Source organism: Agathobaculum sp., from assembly GCF_022775115.1.
Classification (GTDB): Bacteria; Bacillota; Clostridia; order Oscillospirales; family Butyricicoccaceae; genus Agathobaculum.
Window position 1 is genome coordinate 71,048 of the sequence record NZ_JALFLA010000011.1, and the last position, 20,515, is coordinate 91,562.

The 20,515-nt window shown below is 59.3% G+C and carries 17 protein-coding genes; 6 read left to right on the forward strand and 11 right to left on the reverse strand.

Translation table 11 applies throughout. From position 1 onward, the window contains the following. From MR935_RS01635 to MR935_RS01680, 10 genes are all read right to left on the reverse strand, one after another. Positions 1 to 2,028: a type IV secretory system conjugative DNA transfer family protein gene (locus MR935_RS01635; protein WP_290570456.1), complete on the reverse strand. Its 2,028-nt coding sequence runs from the start codon at positions 2,026 to 2,028 to the stop codon at positions 1 to 3. 51 nt (positions 2,029 to 2,079) lie between these two features. Then, positions 2,080 to 3,552 (reverse strand): hypothetical protein, encoded by a 1,473-nt coding sequence (locus MR935_RS01640; RefSeq protein ID WP_290570458.1) that lies wholly within the window; start codon positions 3,550 to 3,552, stop codon positions 2,080 to 2,082. A gap of 70 nt (positions 3,553 to 3,622) precedes the next feature. Then, positions 3,623 to 4,054 (reverse strand): hypothetical protein, encoded by a 432-nt coding sequence (locus tag MR935_RS01645; protein ID WP_290570460.1) that lies wholly within the window; start codon positions 4,052 to 4,054, stop codon positions 3,623 to 3,625. Between the two features lie 147 nt (positions 4,055 to 4,201). Further along, the gene (locus MR935_RS01650) at positions 4,202 to 4,603 is read right to left on the reverse strand and encodes an Mbov_0395 family pilin-like conjugal transfer protein (protein WP_290570462.1); all 402 of its coding nucleotides are present in this window, start codon (positions 4,601 to 4,603) and stop codon (positions 4,202 to 4,204) included. 112 nt (positions 4,604 to 4,715) lie between these two features. Further along, positions 4,716 to 5,174, reverse strand: coding sequence for an RNA polymerase sigma factor (locus MR935_RS01655; protein ID WP_290570464.1), 459 nt, complete (start codon positions 5,172 to 5,174; stop codon positions 4,716 to 4,718). Positions 5,175 to 5,280: 106 nt separating this feature from the next. Continuing rightward, on the reverse strand, positions 5,281 to 5,730 hold the full coding sequence (locus MR935_RS01660) for a hypothetical protein (protein WP_290570466.1): 450 nt from the start codon (positions 5,728 to 5,730) through the stop codon (positions 5,281 to 5,283). A gap of 39 nt (positions 5,731 to 5,769) precedes the next feature. Next, positions 5,770 to 6,147 carry a response regulator gene (locus MR935_RS01665; protein WP_290570468.1) on the reverse strand — a complete coding sequence of 126 codons (378 nt, stop codon included), beginning with the start codon at positions 6,145 to 6,147 and terminating at the stop codon, positions 5,770 to 5,772. A gap of 379 nt (positions 6,148 to 6,526) precedes the next feature. Then, on the reverse strand, positions 6,527 to 7,300 hold the full coding sequence (locus MR935_RS01670; protein WP_290570470.1) for a response regulator: 774 nt from the start codon (positions 7,298 to 7,300) through the stop codon (positions 6,527 to 6,529). Continuing rightward, positions 7,297 to 8,601, reverse strand: coding sequence for a sensor histidine kinase (locus tag MR935_RS01675; protein ID WP_290570472.1), 1,305 nt, complete (start codon positions 8,599 to 8,601; stop codon positions 7,297 to 7,299). The genes MR935_RS01670 and MR935_RS01675 overlap by 4 nt, the downstream gene beginning before the upstream one ends. Positions 8,602 to 8,657: 56 nt before the next feature. After that, the gene (locus MR935_RS01680; RefSeq protein ID WP_290570474.1) at positions 8,658 to 9,173 is read right to left on the reverse strand and encodes an ATP-binding protein; all 516 of its coding nucleotides are present in this window, start codon (positions 9,171 to 9,173) and stop codon (positions 8,658 to 8,660) included. A 287-nt stretch (positions 9,174 to 9,460) separates the two neighbouring features. Between MR935_RS01680 and MR935_RS01685 the strand changes: the two genes are divergently transcribed. From MR935_RS01685 to MR935_RS01710, 6 genes are all read left to right on the forward strand, one after another. Next, on the forward strand, positions 9,461 to 11,080 hold the full coding sequence (locus MR935_RS01685; protein WP_290570476.1) for a PP2C family protein-serine/threonine phosphatase: 1,620 nt from the start codon (positions 9,461 to 9,463) through the stop codon (positions 11,078 to 11,080). Between the two features lie 330 nt (positions 11,081 to 11,410). Next, the gene (locus MR935_RS01690; RefSeq protein ID WP_290570478.1) at positions 11,411 to 13,978 is read left to right on the forward strand and encodes a hypothetical protein; all 2,568 of its coding nucleotides are present in this window, start codon (positions 11,411 to 11,413) and stop codon (positions 13,976 to 13,978) included. A gap of 60 nt (positions 13,979 to 14,038) precedes the next feature. Beyond that, on the forward strand, positions 14,039 to 16,174 hold the full coding sequence (locus MR935_RS01695; RefSeq protein ID WP_290570480.1) for a hypothetical protein: 2,136 nt from the start codon (positions 14,039 to 14,041) through the stop codon (positions 16,172 to 16,174). Positions 16,175 to 16,211: 37 nt separating this feature from the next. Next, positions 16,212 to 16,427 (forward strand): hypothetical protein, encoded by a 216-nt coding sequence (locus tag MR935_RS01700; protein ID WP_290570482.1) that lies wholly within the window; start codon positions 16,212 to 16,214, stop codon positions 16,425 to 16,427. Positions 16,428 to 16,442: 15 nt separating this feature from the next. Then, complete coding sequence (locus MR935_RS01705; RefSeq protein ID WP_290570484.1) at positions 16,443 to 17,177, forward strand: C39 family peptidase; 735 nt, start codon at positions 16,443 to 16,445, stop codon at positions 17,175 to 17,177. 199 nt (positions 17,178 to 17,376) lie between these two features. After that, positions 17,377 to 19,446 (forward strand): hypothetical protein, encoded by a 2,070-nt coding sequence (locus tag MR935_RS01710; RefSeq protein ID WP_290570486.1) that lies wholly within the window; start codon positions 17,377 to 17,379, stop codon positions 19,444 to 19,446. Between the two features lie 76 nt (positions 19,447 to 19,522). Here the strand turns inward: MR935_RS01710 and MR935_RS01715 are convergent, their stop codons facing one another. Beyond that, positions 19,523 to 20,464 carry a 1-phosphofructokinase family hexose kinase gene (locus MR935_RS01715; RefSeq protein WP_290570488.1) on the reverse strand — a complete coding sequence of 314 codons (942 nt, stop codon included), beginning with the start codon at positions 20,462 to 20,464 and terminating at the stop codon, positions 19,523 to 19,525. Positions 20,465 to 20,515: the final 51 nt, after the last annotated feature.

Genomic DNA, 20,515 nt, shown 5'->3' on the forward strand with positions numbered 1-20,515 from the left:
TCACTCTCTCTCACCCAGCACGGTGTCATTGCGCCGGCCCAAGTCGTAATACACGCTATCCGCCCGGAACACATGATTGCGCAGATCGTCCATATCCATCTGCCCCATTTGATAGAACGGGCAGCGGTAGCTGGGGGTATACTTGGTCATCAGCGGATAGTTGCCAAAGGTCACGATGATGGCGTTGCCGGTGGATTCCTTGTTGTTGAGCTTTTGCAGCTCGCTGGGGTAGATCAGCGGCCGCGTCTGGGTTTGGCTAGAAACGTTCACATCCCCCTCCTTGCTGCCAAGGGATGAGGAAGTGCTGGTCGTTCTGACGGTCATGTTGCCGCACAGCTCGGAAAACTCCTTACAGGTGCCGATATCGTTCGAGCCGATGAACATCTTCATGCCGCAGTTGGACTTGACGATATCCGCCACCTGCTCGCCGTAAACGTTATTAAGCTGGGAATAGCTCTGCACCACCATGTTGAACCAGATCTTACGCGAGCGGCCGACGGTGATCATCTTGTCAAACTTCTCGATCTTGGGCATATTGCCGAACTCGTCCAGAATAAAGTACACGTTCCGGGGCAGGGACAGATCGTCTCGCGCCGAGGCCACCTTGATCAGCGCCTTGTACATACAAAGGATGAACACGGCGGCAAGGCCGTGGCGGGTGTCCTTTTCATCCGGTATTTTCATAAACAGCGCCGTGGGTTTTTCCGCGAACTGCGCCGCATTGATATCGGTCGCCGAGGTCAGGCCGCACAGGCCGCGGTCGTTGAACATATTGAGCTTGTCAAACGCGATGGACATATAGCTCGACATGGTCTGGTCGGCGGCGGAAAGCACCTGCTTGCTCAGCGTCACCGCTTGAGACAGGGGATTGCGCCCCTCAAAATACTCCTTCAGATCCTTGAACTCATTTTCGCTGTTGGTCAGCGCCTTGTTCAGATTGAAGAAGTTGAATTTATCCTTGGTCATGCCAAGGCGCGGGTCCTCGCTGTCCTCCAGCATGGCAAGGCAGGTCGCCATGATGATCGAGCGCGCACCCTTTTCCCACAGGGGGTCTTTTTCGTTTTCAATCGGGCAGATGACCGAAATCAGGTCGTTGAGGTCTTCATACATCTCGTCGTATATCTTCTGTCTGGCCACAGTGATATCGTCCTGACAGTGCGTAGGGTCGGCATAGGCCTTTCCGTTCCACTCGACCCAGATCTCACCGGGCGCTGCCGAGCCGTCAGGCTGCTTCAGCCCAGGATAAGCCGCCATATCGTCCCGGTGGGCGCAGATACCGTCGCCCATGTGGGCATACTCCTGATACATATCCCAGATGCTGTCCAGCGGATTCCACCGGCTGGACGAGTATGTATCGCGCAGGTCAAGCAGCAGCACGTCGTAGCCCCGCTCCTTCAGAAAGCGGGAGTGCAGCGAGAACAGCTCGCCCTTGGGGTCGGTCATGATCATGCTCGAGCCGCAGTTGGTCGCACCCAGCAGCTGGATCATAGGGTTGATGAAGGTGGTCGTCTTACCCGAGCCGGTGGCGCCGATAATCAGCGAATGTGCGCCGCCGAGGAAATTGACCTCCAGCTCGCCCTTTTTGTCCAGCACGGCGCGCACAGGCACGCCGTCCTGCTTGATCTCCTGCAAGTGGTCGTAGGTCGTGCCGGGGAAGTACTTATCGCGCTCCTTATCGGTCAAAAAGCGGCCGTTTTCCAAGGCGCTGTCGCCAACGACGCTCCTGTCTCCACCGCCGCCCAGCAGCCCCTTGCCGGCGCCCCCGCCGTTAAACACGGCCGGCCACAGCCACAGCATACCCCAGAACAGCCCTATCAGGCCCCAGCCCAGCAGCCATGTGCCCGGGCGCAGCAGCAGGGACGGCTCAAACTGAAAACCATCGCCCACGATCATGCGCGGAATGTTGCGCAAAAACTGACGCACCAGATAGCCGAGCAGACCGCCGCCAAACACCACCAGCACGATGCCCAGCAGCAGCATTCCCGGCTTGACGCTGTTCAGCTTATCTTTGATATGTTGCAAAATCATGCTTTACACTCCGTCCCGTTTGCGTTTGCGCGCATGGCGGTCGGCCGCGCCTTATCCACGCGGCCAAGCTGCCGGCCATTCCTTAATGATCAGATATTTCTGCGCATAGGTTTCAACATACGGCCGAAAAATGGTCGTGCCATTGCCGGCGTATGCCACCTGATTGCTTGTCGCACGCGCCCAGCCGCCCATATAGACCTTGCCGCGGTTATACAGCAGCGTATCCTCGCCCCAGTGCATGGTATACAGCTTGCCCAAAACGATATCCAACGTGGGCAGATATGTGAATACACCATCATAGCTCGCTACACTGGTCAGCTTATTCTGCGAAAAGGTGTTCAGGTTGCCGTCCTCCCGCCACCACAGCTTATAGCCGAACATGACCGCACCGGTCTCCCGGTTGTCCAGCGCCGCGCCCGACTCGAGATATGCGTTATTTTGCAGCACTATCGTGCCGAAATTGGTGCAGGTCGCGCCGTTTCTCAGCACAAAGCCGTTGCCGTAGGTCGCATCATAGCTGCACCACCCCGGCGCGATGCGCGCCCCGCTCAGCAGGATAAGGTCGCCGCCGTCGCAGCATATCACGCCGCCTGACCCGCCTTCCAAACGGAAGGTCTCGATGCTCGCGTCCTTTTGCAGTAGCACGTCGCCCTGATTATAGATGTAGCCGTTGTTATACAGCGTGCCCTGTATGCTCAGCACGCCGCCCGGCTCGACCGTGATGCCCGCGTTCGGCTCGACATAAACATAGCCGTCGATGTTTTGCACCTGCCCGCTCTTGACAGTGATAGGGTGGGTAATGGCCGACCAAGTCTCCTGCCGTCCCACATACATGACCATCTCACTCATACTCCAGCTGGACGATGTGTAGCATCTGAGCTGTCCCTTATTTATGTTCATCTGGGTATCGCTCGCACGGGGGACGTTGACAAAGCATTTGATCCTGCTTTGGCTGACATCTACACCTTTTGATACACCGCTGTCCGGGGTGAACATTGTCCACTTGCTGCGTGAGACTGCATCCTCTATGAAACCGTCATTATTGCCAAACAGACCGCGTGGGGCGCTCGATGCATGCAGATAGTATTGCTTGGCTGAAGCGTTGCCCTCGTCCACCCCGGCATACTGCATCCACATGTTGGAGACAGGCTTAACGGTGCGAAAGCTCTTCTCTCCGTACAGCACGCCCTGCGGCAGCTCGACGCCGCGCAGCTTAAAATTATCTGCCGCGCCGTTTCTGCTCGAGCCGTCGACCATATACCGCGTGTCATTCTCCTCAAAGAGGAACATCACCCGATAATTATAGCTTTGACCCAAGTGATCCTTGGGCGTATCGGTCGGCAGGTCGGCCTGACTGTCCACCCGCGTCCAGTTCCACAAGGCAATCGTGTTATCAATACCGGCCATGGGCGTTGCTGCGGCAGCAGATACAGCCGCCAGCGGCATACACAGCACCCCGGCCAGCAGCAGGGCAAAAACCCGTCGCAGCGCCCGTCTGGTGGGATAATTCATTTCTGTTCTCATGGCTTCTCCTCCTGCTGCCGGCCGGCAGCGCCAGTTGTGATTCTCATTTCCAAATTCCAAAGCCGGCGAGCTATCGTGCAGGCCCTCTCTTTTCGCGCGTCTCGCAGTCGGGCTGACGGGCTGGGGCGGGCTGTGCCGTCTCCGCCATTCTGCGCAGCAGCGCGCCGCTGCGCAGGGCGTGCAGCACGTCATGCGCGGTGCCGCCAAGCTGCCGTTGGAACCGCGGCTCTGCCGCAAGCTGCTGCGCCAGAGCGGGCAGGGGCGGCCCGTCCGGCAGGCGCTTTTCCAGCGCCAGCTGCCCCAGCGCGCTGATGGCTGCCAGCCGGCAGATACCCTCTTTGGACAGGGACGCACCCTGCCGCGCGAGCTGCTCCTCGGACTCACGCGCCCACACCACAGCTTCGCAGCAGCGACGGGTCTGCGCGACCAGCTTCGCCGGCGCGACCGGCTCATCCAGCACCACCTGCAGCTGCCGCTGGATCTGTTTGAAGTTCTCACTCATACCGATTCCTCCAGAAGCACCCGCGGCGTTTGCTAAACGCGGACGGTCGAACAGCAGGGGAAGGAGACAGCTCGGCCCTCAGCCGCTTTTCCACGCGCATCTCCCTCTTTTCAGTGTTCACAAAAATTGTGTTCTGCCGGGAAAAGCTTACTTTGTGCCGGTGGGGATGTCAGTGACTGCAACGCCCTGCGTTTTTACCCAGTCGATCATGACGTTCGTGCCTATGCGCAGGGCAACGATCAGCACAAAAATCAACACAAAGCCGATGATGGCGTTCTTCAGGTGACCCTTGGCCTTCTCGCGCTCCTGCGGCTCCTCGGCCTTGGCGAACTTGACGCCCAGCAGCACGCAGTACAGCGTGCCCACCGCGGCCACCAGACCCAGCAGCGGGCCGAGAAGCTGGTTGAGCAGGCTGATGATCGGGTTTACGACAGCGTCATAGCCGCTGCCGGCGGCAAAGGCCGGACAAACCATCAGCGCGGCAGTCAGCATGGCTGTGGCAAGGGTACCGCAAAGCTTTTTCTCGTTAATGTTTTTCAGCGTTTTCATGGGGTTTTCCTCCTAAGTAAAATAACATGGTAGTGTTTGGTCTATCGAAGCGGCGCATCCGGCACCGTGCTTCACTTTTCTGCGCAGCCGTTTCATGCCGCTTTCTGATGCCTCAGGTCAGGAATTTCCGCAGCTGCTCCCGCCCCCGCAGGAGCTGCGTTCTCACCGTGCTCTCATTTCTGCCCAGCACCTGCGCGAGTTCCTTGACGGAAAGCTCCTGCAAATAATACAGGCAAATCACCTCCCGATATTCCGGCCGCATCTGCTCAAGCGCAGTTTTCAAGTCGGCCGCGTTTTCCACCGCATCGAAGCCGCGCTCCTGCGAGGGGATGGACTCATCCAGCTCGGCGCTCTTTTTGTGCGCACGGTACAGATTCCGGGAAAAATTGATCGTCACCCGTATCAGCCACGCCTTGCGGTGCTCCTCACTGGCAAACTCCTGTTTTTTACGGTAGTAGGCCAGAAAAGTATCCGAGAACACATCCTCGGCATCGGCGAGATTTTTGGTATAACGAACCGCGACCTTGTACACCATGTCGGCGTAGGTTCGTATCACAAAATCGTCACTCATACTAAATACACCGGTGTCCACTCTTTTGTCCCACTTTCTCTAAAAAATTTTCATGGCGCCGCAAGCCGCTTTGGTGCGCCACGCCGGGGCTGGTCATAGGGTGCGGTCACTGCTCCCCAGCCGTCATATCCATTTGGCCGTCAAAGGCGGCCTCGACCACCTTGCCATCCTTACAGACTGCCCACAGCACGCGGATCTCGCGCAGCTCGTCATCCTTGGCATAGTGCAGCGTCAGCTGCCCCTCCCCGTCGTTCAGCGCGCGGAAGCTGGCAACAAAGACGCCGTCTGCCGTCTCCTGCGTCAGCAGCTCGAGCGTGTCCGCCGGATCGGCCGCGGCGCTCCATGTAAAGCCGGGCGCCTCATCCGGCAGGCGCACGGTCAGCACGCCGCTGCCCTCGTCGATCTCATACCACGTGCCCGCCTGCGCAGCCGCCGGGGATTCGGCAGAAGACGGATCATCCGTTCCTCTGCTTCCGCCGCAGCCTGTCAGCCATGCCAGCGTGCAGCCCAGCGCCAGCAGCAGAGCGGTTATTTTCCGGACAGTGTTGTTTTTCATCGTAGGTTTTCCTCATTTCATATATGTTTTATAATTTTCTCATGCTTCACTCGCTACGGGATAGCGCAGATTGCACAGCTCCTCGGCCACCTGTTCGCGCGTGACGGGCTTTGTCAGGTAGCCGCTGGGACGCAGGCGCAGCACCTCGCGCGCGTGCTCCTTTTCCGAGCAGACGGTGACAAAAATGATGTTCGCCTGCGGGAAGCGCTGCCTGATCTGCTCGGCCAGACGAATGCCGCCGCTGTGATACAGCTCAATCTCGCAAAACAGCACGTCACAGCCCTGCTTTTCCGCAAACGCAAGCGTTTCCGCCGCCCGCTCGAAGCCATACACCTGCGCGTGCGGCAGGATGCTCCGTATGTCCCGTATCAGTCCCTTCAGCAGAACCGGGTGATCGTCTACGCATAGAATTGTCATATATGCTCTCTCTCCAATACAGCAGATGTTTTGCCACTTTGTTGTCCTGTGCTATCATACAGGGCACAGCGTTACAAAGCTGTTACAAATTCCCTCTGTTTCCTGAAAAAATGCAGGACAAAAAAACAGCTCCGCCGGGTGGCGAAGCCGTTAGCCTGTTGAAAAGCTGCGTTTCCTGACAAAGACACCCGCGCGCAAAGCGCCTTGGGCTGACAGCATGGAAAAAGGCGCATAAATGAGCCTTTTCCAAACGCTCACTGTCAAAAAAGTCACGCGCGTGTCGCGCCTTTCTGCTATTTGAATTCGCGCTGCGGTACGAAGGATTCTCTCCATAAGCGCACGACCCCGCCGCTTGGCGAGGTCGATTCGTCTTCCTTGTTCACTTATGCCAGAGCAAGCCGCAGGTCTCCTCCGCCCAACTGTATTGGGACATATATTCCCCATGAAACGCGGGCTTACCGGTTTTCAGGTGGCTGTAATAGTCGCAATCAATCTTTTCCGGACTGAGCGCATACCGGTATCCGTCCTGGTGCAAGACCTCGCTCGCGCCCACCCGCTCGAGCGTCTGGCGCAGGTCGAGAAACAGCTGCCGCAAATAGCTCAATCTGCGGGTGTCGTCGCTGCCGTCCTCCCAAAGGCTGGCGCAAATCTGCTGCGACGTTACCCCCGAGCCGTTGCGGTCGACCAGAAACGCGAGCAGCTCCTTAGTTTTTGAGCGCCGGAAGGAAAGCGCCTGCCCGCAGGCAAACGCCTCAAAGCAGCCGAAGCACTGCACAGTCAGCAGCTTTTCCGTGTTCTTGGCGCCCTTGATATGGTCGATCTCTCGCTGCACCGCCTCGGCGGTGATCGGCTTCATCAGATAGCCTGAAACATGTATTTGGAATGCTTCTACCGCGTATTCGGCATAGCCCGTGCAGAAAACGATCTTGCAGCCGGGCGAAAACGCCAAGATCCGCTCGGCCAGCGCCAGCCCGCCCATGCCGCGCATCTTGATATCCAGAAAGGCCACGTCCACCGGATGCGCAGCCGTCCACTCGAGCGCGGCGGTGCAGGAAGTAAACTCCGCGACCGATTCGATATCCGGCGAGGCGGCGACCGCCTCGGTCAGCGCTGCCAGCATAGCCCACTCGTCATCCACCGTGATCGCTTTCATCCCTCCACCTCCTTCGGTATCGTGATAAGGGCTTTCGTGCCCTTGCCCGGGCTGCTGGTCACTGTCAGCGTGCCGCCGCACAGGGCTTGCAGCCGTCCCCGGATGTTGCGGATGCCCACATGCTTGTCTGCCTCGACCGGCACAGCGGTATCAAAGCCAATGCCGTCATCCACCACGCTGACGCAATACTGCTCATCCGTCTCATAGCTGGAAACCGTGATCGTTCCGCCGCTCGCCAGCCCCATCAGGCCGTGCTTGACCGCGTTTTCCACCAGCGGCTGCACGGACAGGGCGGGCAGCAGAAAATCGCTGGAATGCAGCTCCAGCCTGATCTCCATGTCCCGGAAGCGCACCTTTTCAATGTCAATATAGTGGCGCACATGCTCCATCTCGCGGGACAGCAGAATGGGATTGGGATTGTCCAGCTCGCTGAAATTGCCCCGCAGATAGAGGGAAAAGTCATGCACCAGCCTGGCGGCGGTCTGCGGCTGATGCTTGCAGAGATATTCGATCGTACCCAGCGTATTATAGATAAAGTGCGGCTGTATCTGGCTGAGCATCGTGGCGATGCGGCTTTCAGCCAGCTGCCGCTCATTTTCCCGCAGCAGGCGTTCCTTTTTTGCCAACTGCAGGGACAGCTCGCTATGGAACAGAATGTAGATCAGGATAATCGACAGCGTAGTAGCCATGTACAGCGGCGTCGGATACCAATCGGGCATCGCCAGCATGGCCAGCAGCGGCAATACGCTGAACGAAAGCAGAGACAGCGTCCCCCTGCAGCCGAGGACACGCCAGTAATAGATCACCATGCCCACCTCTAGCAGCAGCGTGCCAAGGTCGACCATCTCGACGATCCAATACCACGGGCCGTCATGGTAGTTGCCGGCCGCGTCAAAGCCAAACAGCATGCCGTTCAGCAGCGAGACCGCCGCCAGCAGGATGACTGCCCCGCAGATCGCCGCGACGATATGGGCGCACACCCAAGACAACCGCTCCCGCTCCCGCAGAAATCCGATCAGGCAATAGGCAAAGAGCGCGTTGACCGCCGCGCCGCAGCTAAGAGACAAAAAGGCGCCGAGCTTGAGCAGCGGAATGCGGTCAGGCTGTCTTCCAAAGTACCAAATACCGGCTTCCCCCACCAGCATCAGTATGGTTGTAGCCAGCAGCGCGATAAAAAAGCGCATAAACGCGCGGCTGCGGGCGCGGGATGCGACCGCTCCGATCAGCAGAAACAGCGTAACCGCCGCCGCAAACAGCAGTAGGCAGACGTTCGGCTCCATCATGTAATTCAGCTCACCCATGTGTCACCCTCCCCCAGCCCGCATATCTTGAAGGCGAGCCTGCCCGCCGCGCGGCCTTATCCCTGTTTTGTACGCGCCAGTGTCAGGGTCAGCACATTGCAGCCATCCTCGTGCCGATATTCGACGCGATCCATCATTTTGCGAACCATAAAAATGCCAAAGCCCCCGATGCTGTCCTCGTCCGCCGCCGTACCGATGGCGGGTGCGTCCGCCTGCAGCGGATCGTACGGCTTGCCGTCGTCCCGGAACACCAGCGACAGCGACTGGCCATCCCCGGTGCAGCGCAGCCATACATGAGCGGCGCCGCTGTAATGGATGATATTGGAATAAATTTCGTCCGCGGCGATCATCAGCTTGTTTCTGCGCTGCTCGGACTGCTCCATCTCCTGCAGCTGTCCCTCCAGAAAAGCGGTCATCTGCGCGATCGACGCCATGCAGGGCATAGCTTGAAAGACAGCCGCTTCGGGTCGGGCGGACGCCCCTTTGCCTACCGCAGTCGTGTCCTCCGGACGGACGGCCTGCTCCGTGGCGTGACTAGCCGCGCCCACCTTTTCTTTACCGGACTTGTCCATAACCATCCCCTCCTTTCGCTCGGCTCGCGCGGATGCGCTTTCTGTTATTTTTTATATTACTCCTAATATACATACACAGCAAAGACGGAAAATGTTTCACCACCCCAAAAAAATTTTGCCTGCTTTCCGGACAAAATGGAAGCCGCTCTCACCCGGTAGTGGACAGCGGGCATCTCCTCAGGTATAATATAGTCGTTATCCAGCCGGCAAACGACCTGCCGCGCGCGGCCTTGGCATGGCGGCGCTGCGGCCGGGCTTGCGCTTCCGGCGCATTTGGGGGAAATAAAATGAAACGCCTACAAACAATGTCCACCAGCCTGAAATTCCATTTGATCTGCGGAATGGTTCTGCTTTTGGTTTTATTGAGCTGCATACAGGGCGCAATCGGCTATCACCAGTTCACGCGCTCATTTGTTGCGGAGTATAACGAATCCGCCTTCCGCACCGCAAATACCGCCGCGACGCTGGTCAATGCCGACCGGATCGAGGAGTTTCTGGCCAGCGGCGGCGACAGGGCGGAATACCGCGCCGCGCTGCAGCGGATGGACGCGCTGTGCCAGAAACAGAATGTAACGCTGATCTATGTAATCGCGGTGGACACCTCGGATTACGGCAGCTTTGTGTCCGTGTTCAACACGGTAAATGAAAACAGCGGCTACACTCCGTGGGAGATCGGCTACCGGCGGGAGACGACCAACGAGGAATACCGAAACACCTACCGGGATATCTATGAAAACGGGCTTACGCGGGCGGCCATCGCCCGTACCGACGCGCTGGATGGCAGAGAGCCGCACACCACGGTGCTCATCCCGCTGACCGGCATCGACGGCACAGTCAAGGGCATTTTATGCGTCGAGCGCCCCATGGAGGAGCTGAACGCCAGCCGGTGGGGGTATTTGAAAAGCATCACCGCCGCCGCCATCCTGCTGCTGATCCTCGCCAGCATGGCCGGGGTGCTGTATCTCAACCGGCAGTTCGTCCTGCCGCTCGAGCAGATCAGCCAGGAGGCTCAGCGCTTTGCCGCGGAAAACAGCAGTGCCGAGCAGGCGGCGCTGCAGGGCATCAGCAATATCCGCGAGATCGCCGAGCTTGGCAGCGCCATCGACAAAATGGAGCGGGATACGCTCGGCTACATCGACCACCTGACAACAATCACGGCGGAAAAGGAGCGCATCGGAACCGAGCTGGCGCTTGCCACGCGGATACAGGCCGATATGCTGCCCCGGCTTTTCCCCGCGTTTCCCGAGCGGCCGGAATTTGACGTCTTTGCCTCCATGACGCCCGCCAAGGAGGTCGGCGGCGATTTTTACGATTTCTTTCTCATTGACGACGACCATCTAGGCTTGGTCGTGGCCGATGTGTCCGGCAAGGGTGTTCCCGCCGCGCTATTCATGATGATGTCCAAGATACTGGTCAGCAACTACGCCATGATGGGCGGCTCTCCCAAGGAGGTGCTCGAGCGGGTCAACAATTCGGTCTGCAAAAACAACAACAGCGAGATGTTTGTCTCTGTCTGGTTCGGCATTCTGACGATCTCCACTGGGCGGATCGTGGCGGCAAACGCCGGGCATGAATACCCGGTGCTGCAAAAGGCCGGCGGACAGTTCGAGCTTTTGAAGGACCGGCACGGCCTCGTGGTCGGCGGCGTGGAGGGCGCGCGTTATACCGAGTACGAATTCACCTTGGAAAAGGACGGCGCGCTTTTCCTGTATACTGACGGCTTGCCCGAAGCCACCAATACCCAAGGCAAGATGTTCGGCATGGACCGCATGCTGAAAGCCCTCAATCGGGAGCCGAACGCGCTCCCGCAGCGTATGCTGGAAAATATGCAGGCGGCGGTCGGCGATTTCGTCGGAGACGCGCCGCAGTTTGACGATCTGACCATGCTGGCCATCCGGCTCAGCTGAGCCGGATGCGTCCGTTACCCAAGGCAGGGGATGACTTAACGCAGTCATCCCCTGCCTTTTTCTTCCTTTTTCCGTCTTTTCTCTGCCTGCGCCTAAAATTTACTGAAAAATTTAGGCGCGGTGGGACTTCAGCCGCCGCCCGTGCGTATTAACAATAGAATGAACAACAGGGCAGCTTTCCACCGGCTCGAAAAGCTGCGGCATTGCAAAATACTGTAAGCATAACGGAAGGAGCTTTCTCAAATGGGCACTCAAAAATTTTTTGACAACCTCAGTAACCAGGTTGTCTCTGAGAGTGGAATCTTACCCTCCGCAGAGTATCGGCAGCGGATGCAGACGCTTATCGCGCAGCACATGAGCAGCCGCACACCCGAGCAGCTGTATCAGATGCTCGCAAGGCTCGTCCCAGTCGCACCCCGCCGCTTCACCGCGGAGGAGCAAGCTGCGCGGCGGCAGCGCTCCGAGCAGGTGCGCGAAGCGGTGATCGACGATACGCTGTGGAACAGGATGAGCACAAGCGCCCCCATCGGCCCGATATACCATACCCTTCTTGACCGCAGCGGCACAGAGGAAGCGCGCCGCTATAACGAGCAGCTCACCGCGCTGTTCCGCCCGCGCAGTGCGCAAGAGCTTGCGCAGTACCGTCAGGAGCGTATCGAAGCGCATGTGCGCGACGGCATGACGCAGCAGCAGGCCGAGCAGACCGCGCAGGACGAGATCGACAGCCTGCCCGCGCGCCGCGGCACGGCGCTGCTGGAGGCGCTCAGCCGTTATGAGCGGCTGACGTCCCAACAGCTCGAAGAAATGAGCGATCCCAATCTGCCGGGCGAGCAGCTCGCGCAAAATTACAGGGAGCTTCACCACGGCTCGACCATGATTATGGAATTGGATGCCATGCTGCGGGGCAACGACATTGCCTTGACCGAGGAGCAGAGAGCCCGCGTGACGGCTCTCCAGAATCGGCAGCAGGAATTTGCCAAAGCGGATATCAGCTTGATTAACATTTCCAATCCGTACCATGAGTATATGGATATCAACGACCTGCTGCTGCTCGATGATACCGCACTGAGCGCGCAATATGCACCAGACGATAACTTTTCCGAATACATCGGCGATTTGCCGCTGCTCAAGAATTGTATGATCATGCAGCGCGAGACGGCCGTCAAGCAATTCCTGTCGCAGCAGCTTGGCATCACCGGTGACGACGTTCGAATGACCAAGGCCGACCCTGCCGCGTATGCACAGCAAGATGCCGACCTAATGGATTTACAGGACGGGGCAATCGTTGCGGTGGAGCAGGGCGACCAGGCCTGCATCCTGTTCGCCGACCATGCCCCCGGCAGCACCGGTGTGATAACCGACCGACCGGGCCGTCTGTTTGACAACTGCCTCAACAAGGACATGAACGCGCTGATCGACCAGCTTGACCGCGCCGATCCCCCACTGCTACGCAGCTCCCGCGAATTTAAGAACATGAAAAAGCAGCTGGAAACGCTGGGCAAAATGGGCGCGCTGGGCGACCGTCCGACCCCCTACCAGCGCGAGCAGATGCAGCGGCAGCTCGAGACGCTGCAGCAGGCCGCCGCGGACTATCTCGCCACCAAGGGTGAGCAGGGCAAAAACCAGCGCGAGCAGCGCCGCATGGATGTAGCTTCCGCCATCCAGCAGTTTACCGCACACAAGCTCGAGCAGCTTGGCCTTGTGGCGAAAAGCCAGAACACCCTGACGCTCGACCAGCAGCGGGAAAGGGCTGCGTGGGGCGGGCTGCGCACGGGCGAGACCGCTCAGCAAAAGCGGAGCGAGCCTTACGCTTGGCTTGAAAACCAGTGCGCGGCCTACCCCGAGGATATGGCCGCGCTGCAAGGGGCGGCCGCTGACAGCATCCGAAATCTACGGGCAGCCGAAGCCCGCTATCAGCAAGACCTGTCGGAAAGACGATACGACACGACAAGCAACTACAAGCACTGCCGCAACGTCATTGGCAGCATGGCGCTGATGGAGCTGCTCCGGCAAGAGCGCAGCCAGACACCAGAGGGGCAGACCGGCCCGCTGGCGCAGCATCTGGCCGCTGACAAAGATAGAGCCAGCCAACTGGCCGAGGACTTGGGCAAGCGTCTGATCAGCCAAGCCGCTCAGCGTGGCCTTATTTCATCAACAGCGCTGAAAAATGATAACATGGCCGATTTTGAACTGAAGCACGATGACGTCCGCCGGCTGATGGACAGCTTCGATCCGCAAAAGCTGCCCGCCGGCCTGCTGGCAGACGAGCAGGCGAGAGCCGCAGAACGCGACGCGCAGGAAAAAGCGCAGGCTGCGGCGCGGGAAAGGGAGCAGCAGCTGCGGCAGGCGCCGCCCATCGCGCCGCTCGTGCACCAGCAGGGTATGCACAGTATGCAGTGTATGCGCGCGGCCGGATCGCCGCTGTCCCCGAAAATCTTTGCAAGCGATATGGAAACCGGTCTGTTCGGCTCGACCCGCTTTGATGCGCTGTGTGAGCAGGGCGAGCACCAGCTCGCCGCCACCGCAGGACGGGAGATGCTGCGGGACATGGTTCTGTACGACATGCTGGTGCAGGAGCGTGTCGGACGCGGCAAGAACAGCGAGCCCGGCCCCATGGAAACGCTGGTTTTCAGCGAGGATGGGCTCAGTCGGCTGCGGCAGGCCGTCGAAACCTCCAAGGAGTTTGCTCCGCTCGCCGCCGAGGACATGAATAAGCCGCGCATGAAGGAGCTGCTGACCGCACGCGCGCCCCAAAAGGTTGCCCAGCAGCTGCTGCAAACCGTCAAGGCGGCCGCGCGGCAGGCCGAGATCGGCGCGCAGCAGCAGCGCCGGCAGGGCGATCCGGAAAAGCAGCTCCAGCCACCCCAGAGCCGTCAGCCCGCCGCCCCGTCCAAATGACCGCCGGCGTGATGGATATATGTTGTAAACACGATATTAAAATACGAAAGGAAATGCATTATGGATACCTATTATGATGAAATGCAATCAATCGCTAACAGCAAAGGCGCGGACGAAACAGTCGACCAGCTCAAGCAGCGCATCCTGCGCGAAGCGCCGCAGATGGGCCCGCAGCCGGAGCAGGCGCTCAGGCTCCTGCTGCCGGAGAACTGCATCGTGCCACCCGAGCAGCGTGCCGCGCGCGCGCTGCTGTCCCAGCAGATGCGCGATAAGCAGGCTGGCATACTGGCAAACGCCGCAGGCATTGAGCAAGGGCGGCTCCTCGACAACTTTGCCCGGGTGAGCGATGCGGTAAAGAGCTATTACCTTCATCTGGGACAGCCCGACAAGGTCACGCAGTTCCTCGACCTGTTTGCCGATCCGGGAACGGATGAGGCGCAGCTTGAAGCACTGATGGGCGATGGCAGGACCGAGCAGCAGGCGCAGACCGAGCTGACAGAGCGCAAGCAGACGCTGGCGCAGCAGCGCGGCGCATTCCTGCAGGAGATGATGCAGCCCTTCACCCACTATGGGACAGCGGAGCTGTGCGACCTGTCCGACGAGCAGCTCGTGCAGCAGTACGAGAGCGTCCATTTGTTCCAGACCTTTATCATGCATGCAGAGCAGGTTTTGCGCTGGCCGCCTGAAACCATCACGCTGACCGATGAGCAGAAGCAGCTATTTACCAAATGGAAGGATATGCTGCTCCTGACCGATAACGTGTCAAGCCGAACAGACCTCATCGCCAATCCTTACTATGAGATGCTCGATCACCAAAGACTGGCAGACGACACGGACCGATCTAAGTTAATTATGCTCTTAGGGCAGTACAAAGATTTGGCAAAGGCGCCCCAAGATCCGGAAGCCGCCCCTCGTCCCCCCATTACCCAAGCGCTTGTCGCATCGATGAACCGGGCATATGCATTGAAGAACAGCATAGAGGGCCTGTCGATGGAGACGATCGAACAGCAGCTGCGCGAGGAGGGTGTAACGCTGCCTGAGTATTCATGGAAGTACACAGACGAGCACGGCAACCCAAGGGGCATTGACAAGACGGAGATCTTTGAAGGCAGAACCGTTTATGTCCAGGCCGACGGCAAAGCATGGAAGCTGTCCGCTGTGCAAACCCCCAACGGCAAGCGTCCGGTTGTCGAAGCCCCGGACACCGGCGCCTTACTCGACCAGCTTGACCAGAACTTCTCTGCCGAACGAAATGAGCTTAAGGCCGCACTCAAGGGCGCGGAGCTTCGGCTGCGCGGCTCGAAGGAGTATGATAACATCACCAAAAGCGTCGAAGCGCTTGAAAAGCTGGGCACGCTGGGCAAGCACCCGACGCCGTACCAGTGCGAGCAGATGAAGCAGCACCTTGAGGCGCTGCAGCAGGCCAGCCAGACATATCTGGATACCAAGGGCGCAAGGGGCAAAAACGAGCGCGAGCAAAAGCGCATGGACGCGGCGCGCAGCGTGCAGGAATTCGCCAAGCGCAAGCTGCAGCAGCTTGCGCTGACGGCAGGCAGCATGGCGACCAATGCAGCCAGAGCGGCAACCAGCGCGGAGGGGAGAATCTTCGGGCAAAGCGCCGAGGAGCGCGAAGCGCGCAAAGCGGTACAGCAGTCGCACATAAACGAGTCGCTCGAGAAGCGTCGTATCGAGCTTATCCATGAAAAGGCGCGGGAGCTCTGCACACGCACCCTGCCCGTGGTCGAATGCGACCTGCTGCGTCCGACGCTTCAGATGCAGCTTCAGAGCGGCCTTAACACCACCTTAGAGTGCATACAGTCGACCACCGGTGAGCTGAGCGATGGGCAAAAAAATTGGGCCAAGGAAACCATGGTGCAGATGACGGCAATGGAGCTGGTCACCCAAATGGTGGAAAGCCGCAAAGCCAGCAAAAATCCGGTCGAGCTGGGGCAGAAACTGTTCCCCGGCAGCAACACAGGGCAGCTTCTCGAAAGCATAAGAAAGAGTCCCCTCCTAAAGGAAGCAGTCAAGGACCTCACGCCGCGGAGCTTTGGCGACTTCATCGCGTTTGATGGCGCGAGAGACCTCAGCCGCCGCATCATCGCGGACGCAGCCGAGCGAAGCAAGCAGGCCAAGCAGGGCAAACCGAATAAGGCAGTTCAGAAGGAGAACGATCCACTCCAGCTCCATCTGTAAGCGCCGGCGCAATGCATAAACAAAAAGGAGACCGGATATGCAACCAAAACAGCCAATGAGCCAGAAAAAGAGAGGGAAGATCACGGTCGTCTGCGCCCTGATCGGCCTGGTTTGCGGTATCATCGTCCTGCTTGCGCAGCTGACCCACCTTGCAGCCCTCGACGGAGAAAACCTCGCAGGGACAATCATCTCCATTCCCCTATGCCTGTATTTGCTGTATCTCGGCAGAAAACAGCTGAAAGGCGATGACTGAACGAGGAGTGCCATGATGCAACACCAAGAACCCAAGCAGCAGCCCACTCCACCAGAAGTGCACACCATCGCCTATCCGGCGCGCTACCAGACGCACATGAAGGAGAGTGGCGCAACAGCCTTTGTGGGCAAGACCGATCATCCCAATTCGAGATATTATGTGTTTAACGACTATTACAACATGGAAAGCGACGAGACGCTGCACATTCTGTCTCATTTTCAAACCTATCAGCAGACAACCGAATACACCTGCGGCGCGGCCTGCGCACTGATGGTGCTCAACTGGTTCGGCCAGAAGCAGTATCACGAGCTTGCGGTCGGCCAGCTGATCGAAAGCCAGCCGGGTCGCGGCTCGACTGTGGAGAACATCGCGGATTTTTTCGATGTGATCGGCTGGCATGTCGAGCACCACGCGGGCACCGAACTGAAGTTCAACACGCTGGAAGGGTTTGAGCAGTCTGTCATCGACTATATCGACCGGGGACTTCCCATCATGGTTGACTGGGTCGACTGGGCAGGCCACTGGCAGACCATCATCGGCATCGACACCTGCGGTTCGGACACGCCCTATGACGATGTGCTGATTTTTGCAGACCCCTATGATATCACCGACCACTATCAGGACGGGTATTACATCTTCCCGCTCAGCCGTTTTTACGGCATGTGGCGGGAGGGACCCTGCGCAGGCAAGGAGCATCCGTACAACCAGCCCTTTGTCGTAGCGTATCCGCCCGGCAAGGGCGGCAGGTAATCCCCCCCTCCGCCCGCTGCATCAGCGCCCAAAAGCCTGACGCTCCACCGCACATGGAGCGTCAGGCTTTGCTTATCCCCCCTGCCGGGGTGTGCTCCTCGGCCTATCTATCCGCCGGCAGGAAATTTTTTTGCCGCGTGGGACATTTGCGCATCCCCCGGGGTGTTATATATAGATGAACGAGAAGGGGAGACACACAATGCCTACACAACAGCAGGCTTTGACGCAGCTGACCGCGCAGCTGGAGCAATATACCGCACAGGCCAAAGAAGGTTGGGAGACGCCCTTACGCGATGCCGAAATAGCCGAGCTGGAAACGCTTTTGGAGCAAAGCGGCTATCACGACGAAGCCTTTGAGCAGGCGCAGCAGGGCAACTACGAAAAGTTCGAGTCCGTTCCGCTGATGCTGAAAAACTATCTCGGTACGCAAAAGCTGCAAGCGTTTTTGCAGACGCATGGCTCGGATGTACGCGACGCCGGGGTGCAGCAGGCGCTGCAGGAGCACGCGCTGGACCCAGCTTTCCGCGTTGGCCTGTCCATCGCCCGCCATCAGGGCACCGCGCAGGCCAGAGAGCTGGAAAAGTGTGAACAGTTCATGAACCAATATGTGATGGAGCGCACGCTTGCGCCCGTGTCGCCCGCAGCCAAAAGGCGGCTTACAGACACGCTGGGCGACGGCGCCGCACAGGCTTTGCAGATCAATCAGGAAAAGCAGCTGATGATGGCCAAGATCCTTTTCCTAGGGCAGCTCGGCCGCTTTGACCAGAAGGGTACGGACGGGCAGGTCAAGCCCTATGACGAAACCCTGGCCGAGGCCTTTGCCCATGGTGGCCGCACAAAAATCGCCCTGCCGCATGGCAAAGGGCAGACCCGTATGCTCAAAGCCCTCATGGGCAGCACCCCCGAGCGGACGATGGGGCTGACCACCCGCTGGGCGGGCACCCACCATGTGGGTCGGCCCTCGGTCGATGGACAGGGACGAATCACCGGCAGTTGGCAGGAGACAAAGCCGCCCTTTTGGTTCCTGCCTTGGACGCTCTCCTCCGAGCACAAGGGACTGAACGTGGCCGTAGGCGGGCTTGGCGAGGTCGGCCCGACCGGCAAGCCTATCCTGCATGACGGCGGTAATGGCCATATGTACATGCGGACGGTCAAGGGCAACGCCAGCCACTGCGGTGTACTGCTGGTCGGCTTTGAAAACGCAGGCCCCGGCAAGAAAAGCTGTCTGGGCAAGCCGCACGGCCTGAGCGGCTCGAAGGCGGCGCAGTCCGTGTTCATGGCGGACAAGGGCGCGCCCGGTGCTGTTGAGGACGGCCGCGCCATTGACCTGAGCGGCATGGATCCGGACGGCTTCTGCCGCGTGATGAATGCCTTTGACGCGCACTACCGCCAGCTTATGGAGGGCGCGGGCACGCCCGAGGGCGCGGCACGGCTTGCAGAATTCAACCACAAGCTCTGCGGCGGCTGCATGGACCGGCAGGATCTCACCGAGACGCTGGAGAGCATGGGGCTCTCGCCGGAGGAGACGCAGCAGACGGTCGACCGCGCCCGCCGCGCTCCGGTCAACGCCTACGACCTGCCCTCCCGCAAGGTGCGGCCCATCGGCGAGCGGCAAGCCCCACAGTGGGAGCAATCGCTGTCCCAAAAGCTGCGCGATGACCTGCATCTGGATATGTCCAACCCACAGCAGGCCGCGCAGCGGCTGCTGGTGATGGAAAACTGCGCGGGCAAGTGGAAAATGGTGCCGCTCTTTGACCCCCAGCTGCACAACACATCCGCCGCCCGGTACGAACGCTTCCAAAGCCTGATCAACGAGGGACGGGAGATCTATGCCTATGGCCTTGGCGAGCAGCTGCCCAGACGCCTGACGCCCACTCCCGGACGGGCGGATAGCGTCACCGTCTCCGAGCAGGTCAGCGCCATCGCGCCGCCCGCACCGAAAAAGCCGGGATTTTTCAAGAAAATGCTCAACAAAGCTACCTTTGGCTGGGCCTTCAAGGCGGATATGGAGCGCTATGAGCGGGAGAAGAACCTCTCTGCCAAGCATCAGACTGTAGAGGGCAGGCGCGCCCAGCGCAAGGAAGAGATCACCGCCGAGGCCGCAGCCTATCGCGCAACACAGGCGCAAGCCGAGCGGACGCGGGAGCGACGGCGCACCGAGCCTTCGCTTCAGCGCCAGACTACCGCGCCGCAGCGGCAGAGCACCGCACCCCAGCGCCCGCGCAGCAGCTCTGTTCCGAGCGAAGCCAAGCCCCCAAGGGTGCGGTAAGCTGCGTCCCCGCATCAAGCACCGCAAAAAGAGACGCCTGACCAACCGGTCAGGCGTCTTTTCTGTTTTCCGCTGTTTACAGAACATATACCTTGGTGGTTTCGTATACCTCGTACACCTTTTTAAGCGAGGCCATCTCGGTGCCGGCCAAGCGGCTGCTCGCGCGCCCCATCGCCACAGCAAAGCGTGCCAGCTCGTCATACTTAAAGCCCTGCTGCATCGAATTTGCGATCGCGCCAACGATCGCATCACCCGTTCCGACCGCGCCCTCGTCGTATATCTTCGGCTCAGTGGTCACGAACAGCGCCTCGCGGCCATCCTTGGCCACGAACACCGCGCCCTCCTGCCCCATCGAGACGCAGACCGCGTGCGCGCCCATGTCCAGCATCTTGCGCGCGGATACCACGACAACCTCTGGATCGGCCGAGGGCTTGTCGCCCACTGCCTGCGCCAGCTCAAAGATGTTGGGCTTTACCACATCCGGCTCGCACTTGAGCGCTTCGAGCAGCATCTCGCCCTGCGCGTCGATAATCAGGCGGCAGCCACGCTTTTTGATCGTTTTGCACAGCTTACGGTAGTTACTCATCGAGAAAGCCGGCGGCGCGGAACCGGCCAGTACAAAGATATTGCCCTCATCCAGATAGTTGTCCATGCGGTCGAGCAGGCGAAGAAAGTCCGCGTCCTCCAGCTTGCTGCCCGGCTCGTTGATCTCGGTGTGGCCACCCTGCGTGTCGATGATCTGCGTGTTGACGCGCGTCTGTCCCGCCACATCGACAAAATCATGGTGGATATCGGCCGAAGTCAGCATATCCTTCATCATACGTCCGTTCGTGCCGGCGCAATAGCCCAGCGCGACACTCTCTCCGCCCAGCGCCTTAACCGCTCGCGATACATTGATGCCCTTGCCGCCCGGCTCCAGATGGGACGAGACCGCGCGGTTGAGCTTGCCGATAGCAAGCGGCTGCTCAATGCGCAGCGTGCGGTCCAGCGCCGCGTTGAGCGTTATGGTAATTATCATGGGACGCCCTCCTGATATGTTCTTATCTGCTTTTTCTATTTTACCGAATCG

Bases quoted from the DNA above. Each gene is read 5' to 3' on its own strand.
- MR935_RS01635 (WP_290570456.1), bottom strand. From the start codon at position 2,028: ATGATTTTGCAACATATCAAAGATAAGCTGAACAGCGTCAAGCCGGGA.
- MR935_RS01640 (WP_290570458.1), bottom strand. From the start codon at position 3,552: ATGAGAACAGAAATGAATTATCCCACCAGACGGGCGCTGCGACGGGTT.
- MR935_RS01645 (WP_290570460.1), bottom strand. From the start codon at position 4,054: ATGAGTGAGAACTTCAAACAGATCCAGCGGCAGCTGCAGGTGGTGCTG.
- MR935_RS01650 (WP_290570462.1), bottom strand. From the start codon at position 4,603: ATGAAAACGCTGAAAAACATTAACGAGAAAAAGCTTTGCGGTACCCTT.
- MR935_RS01655 (WP_290570464.1), bottom strand. From the start codon at position 5,174: ATGAGTGACGATTTTGTGATACGAACCTACGCCGACATGGTGTACAAG.
- MR935_RS01660 (WP_290570466.1), bottom strand. From the start codon at position 5,730: ATGAAAAACAACACTGTCCGGAAAATAACCGCTCTGCTGCTGGCGCTG.
- MR935_RS01665 (WP_290570468.1), bottom strand. From the start codon at position 6,147: ATGACAATTCTATGCGTAGACGATCACCCGGTTCTGCTGAAGGGACTG.
- MR935_RS01670 (WP_290570470.1), bottom strand. From the start codon at position 7,300: ATGAAAGCGATCACGGTGGATGACGAGTGGGCTATGCTGGCAGCGCTG.
- MR935_RS01675 (WP_290570472.1), bottom strand. From the start codon at position 8,601: ATGGGTGAGCTGAATTACATGATGGAGCCGAACGTCTGCCTACTGCTG.
- MR935_RS01680 (WP_290570474.1), bottom strand. From the start codon at position 9,173: ATGGACAAGTCCGGTAAAGAAAAGGTGGGCGCGGCTAGTCACGCCACG.
- MR935_RS01685 (WP_290570476.1), top strand. From the start codon at position 9,461: ATGAAACGCCTACAAACAATGTCCACCAGCCTGAAATTCCATTTGATC.
- MR935_RS01690 (WP_290570478.1), top strand. From the start codon at position 11,411: ATGCAGACGCTTATCGCGCAGCACATGAGCAGCCGCACACCCGAGCAG.
- MR935_RS01695 (WP_290570480.1), top strand. From the start codon at position 14,039: ATGGATACCTATTATGATGAAATGCAATCAATCGCTAACAGCAAAGGC.
- MR935_RS01700 (WP_290570482.1), top strand. From the start codon at position 16,212: ATGCAACCAAAACAGCCAATGAGCCAGAAAAAGAGAGGGAAGATCACG.
- MR935_RS01705 (WP_290570484.1), top strand. From the start codon at position 16,443: ATGCAACACCAAGAACCCAAGCAGCAGCCCACTCCACCAGAAGTGCAC.
- MR935_RS01710 (WP_290570486.1), top strand. From the start codon at position 17,377: ATGCCTACACAACAGCAGGCTTTGACGCAGCTGACCGCGCAGCTGGAG.
- MR935_RS01715 (WP_290570488.1), bottom strand. From the start codon at position 20,464: ATGATAATTACCATAACGCTCAACGCGGCGCTGGACCGCACGCTGCGC.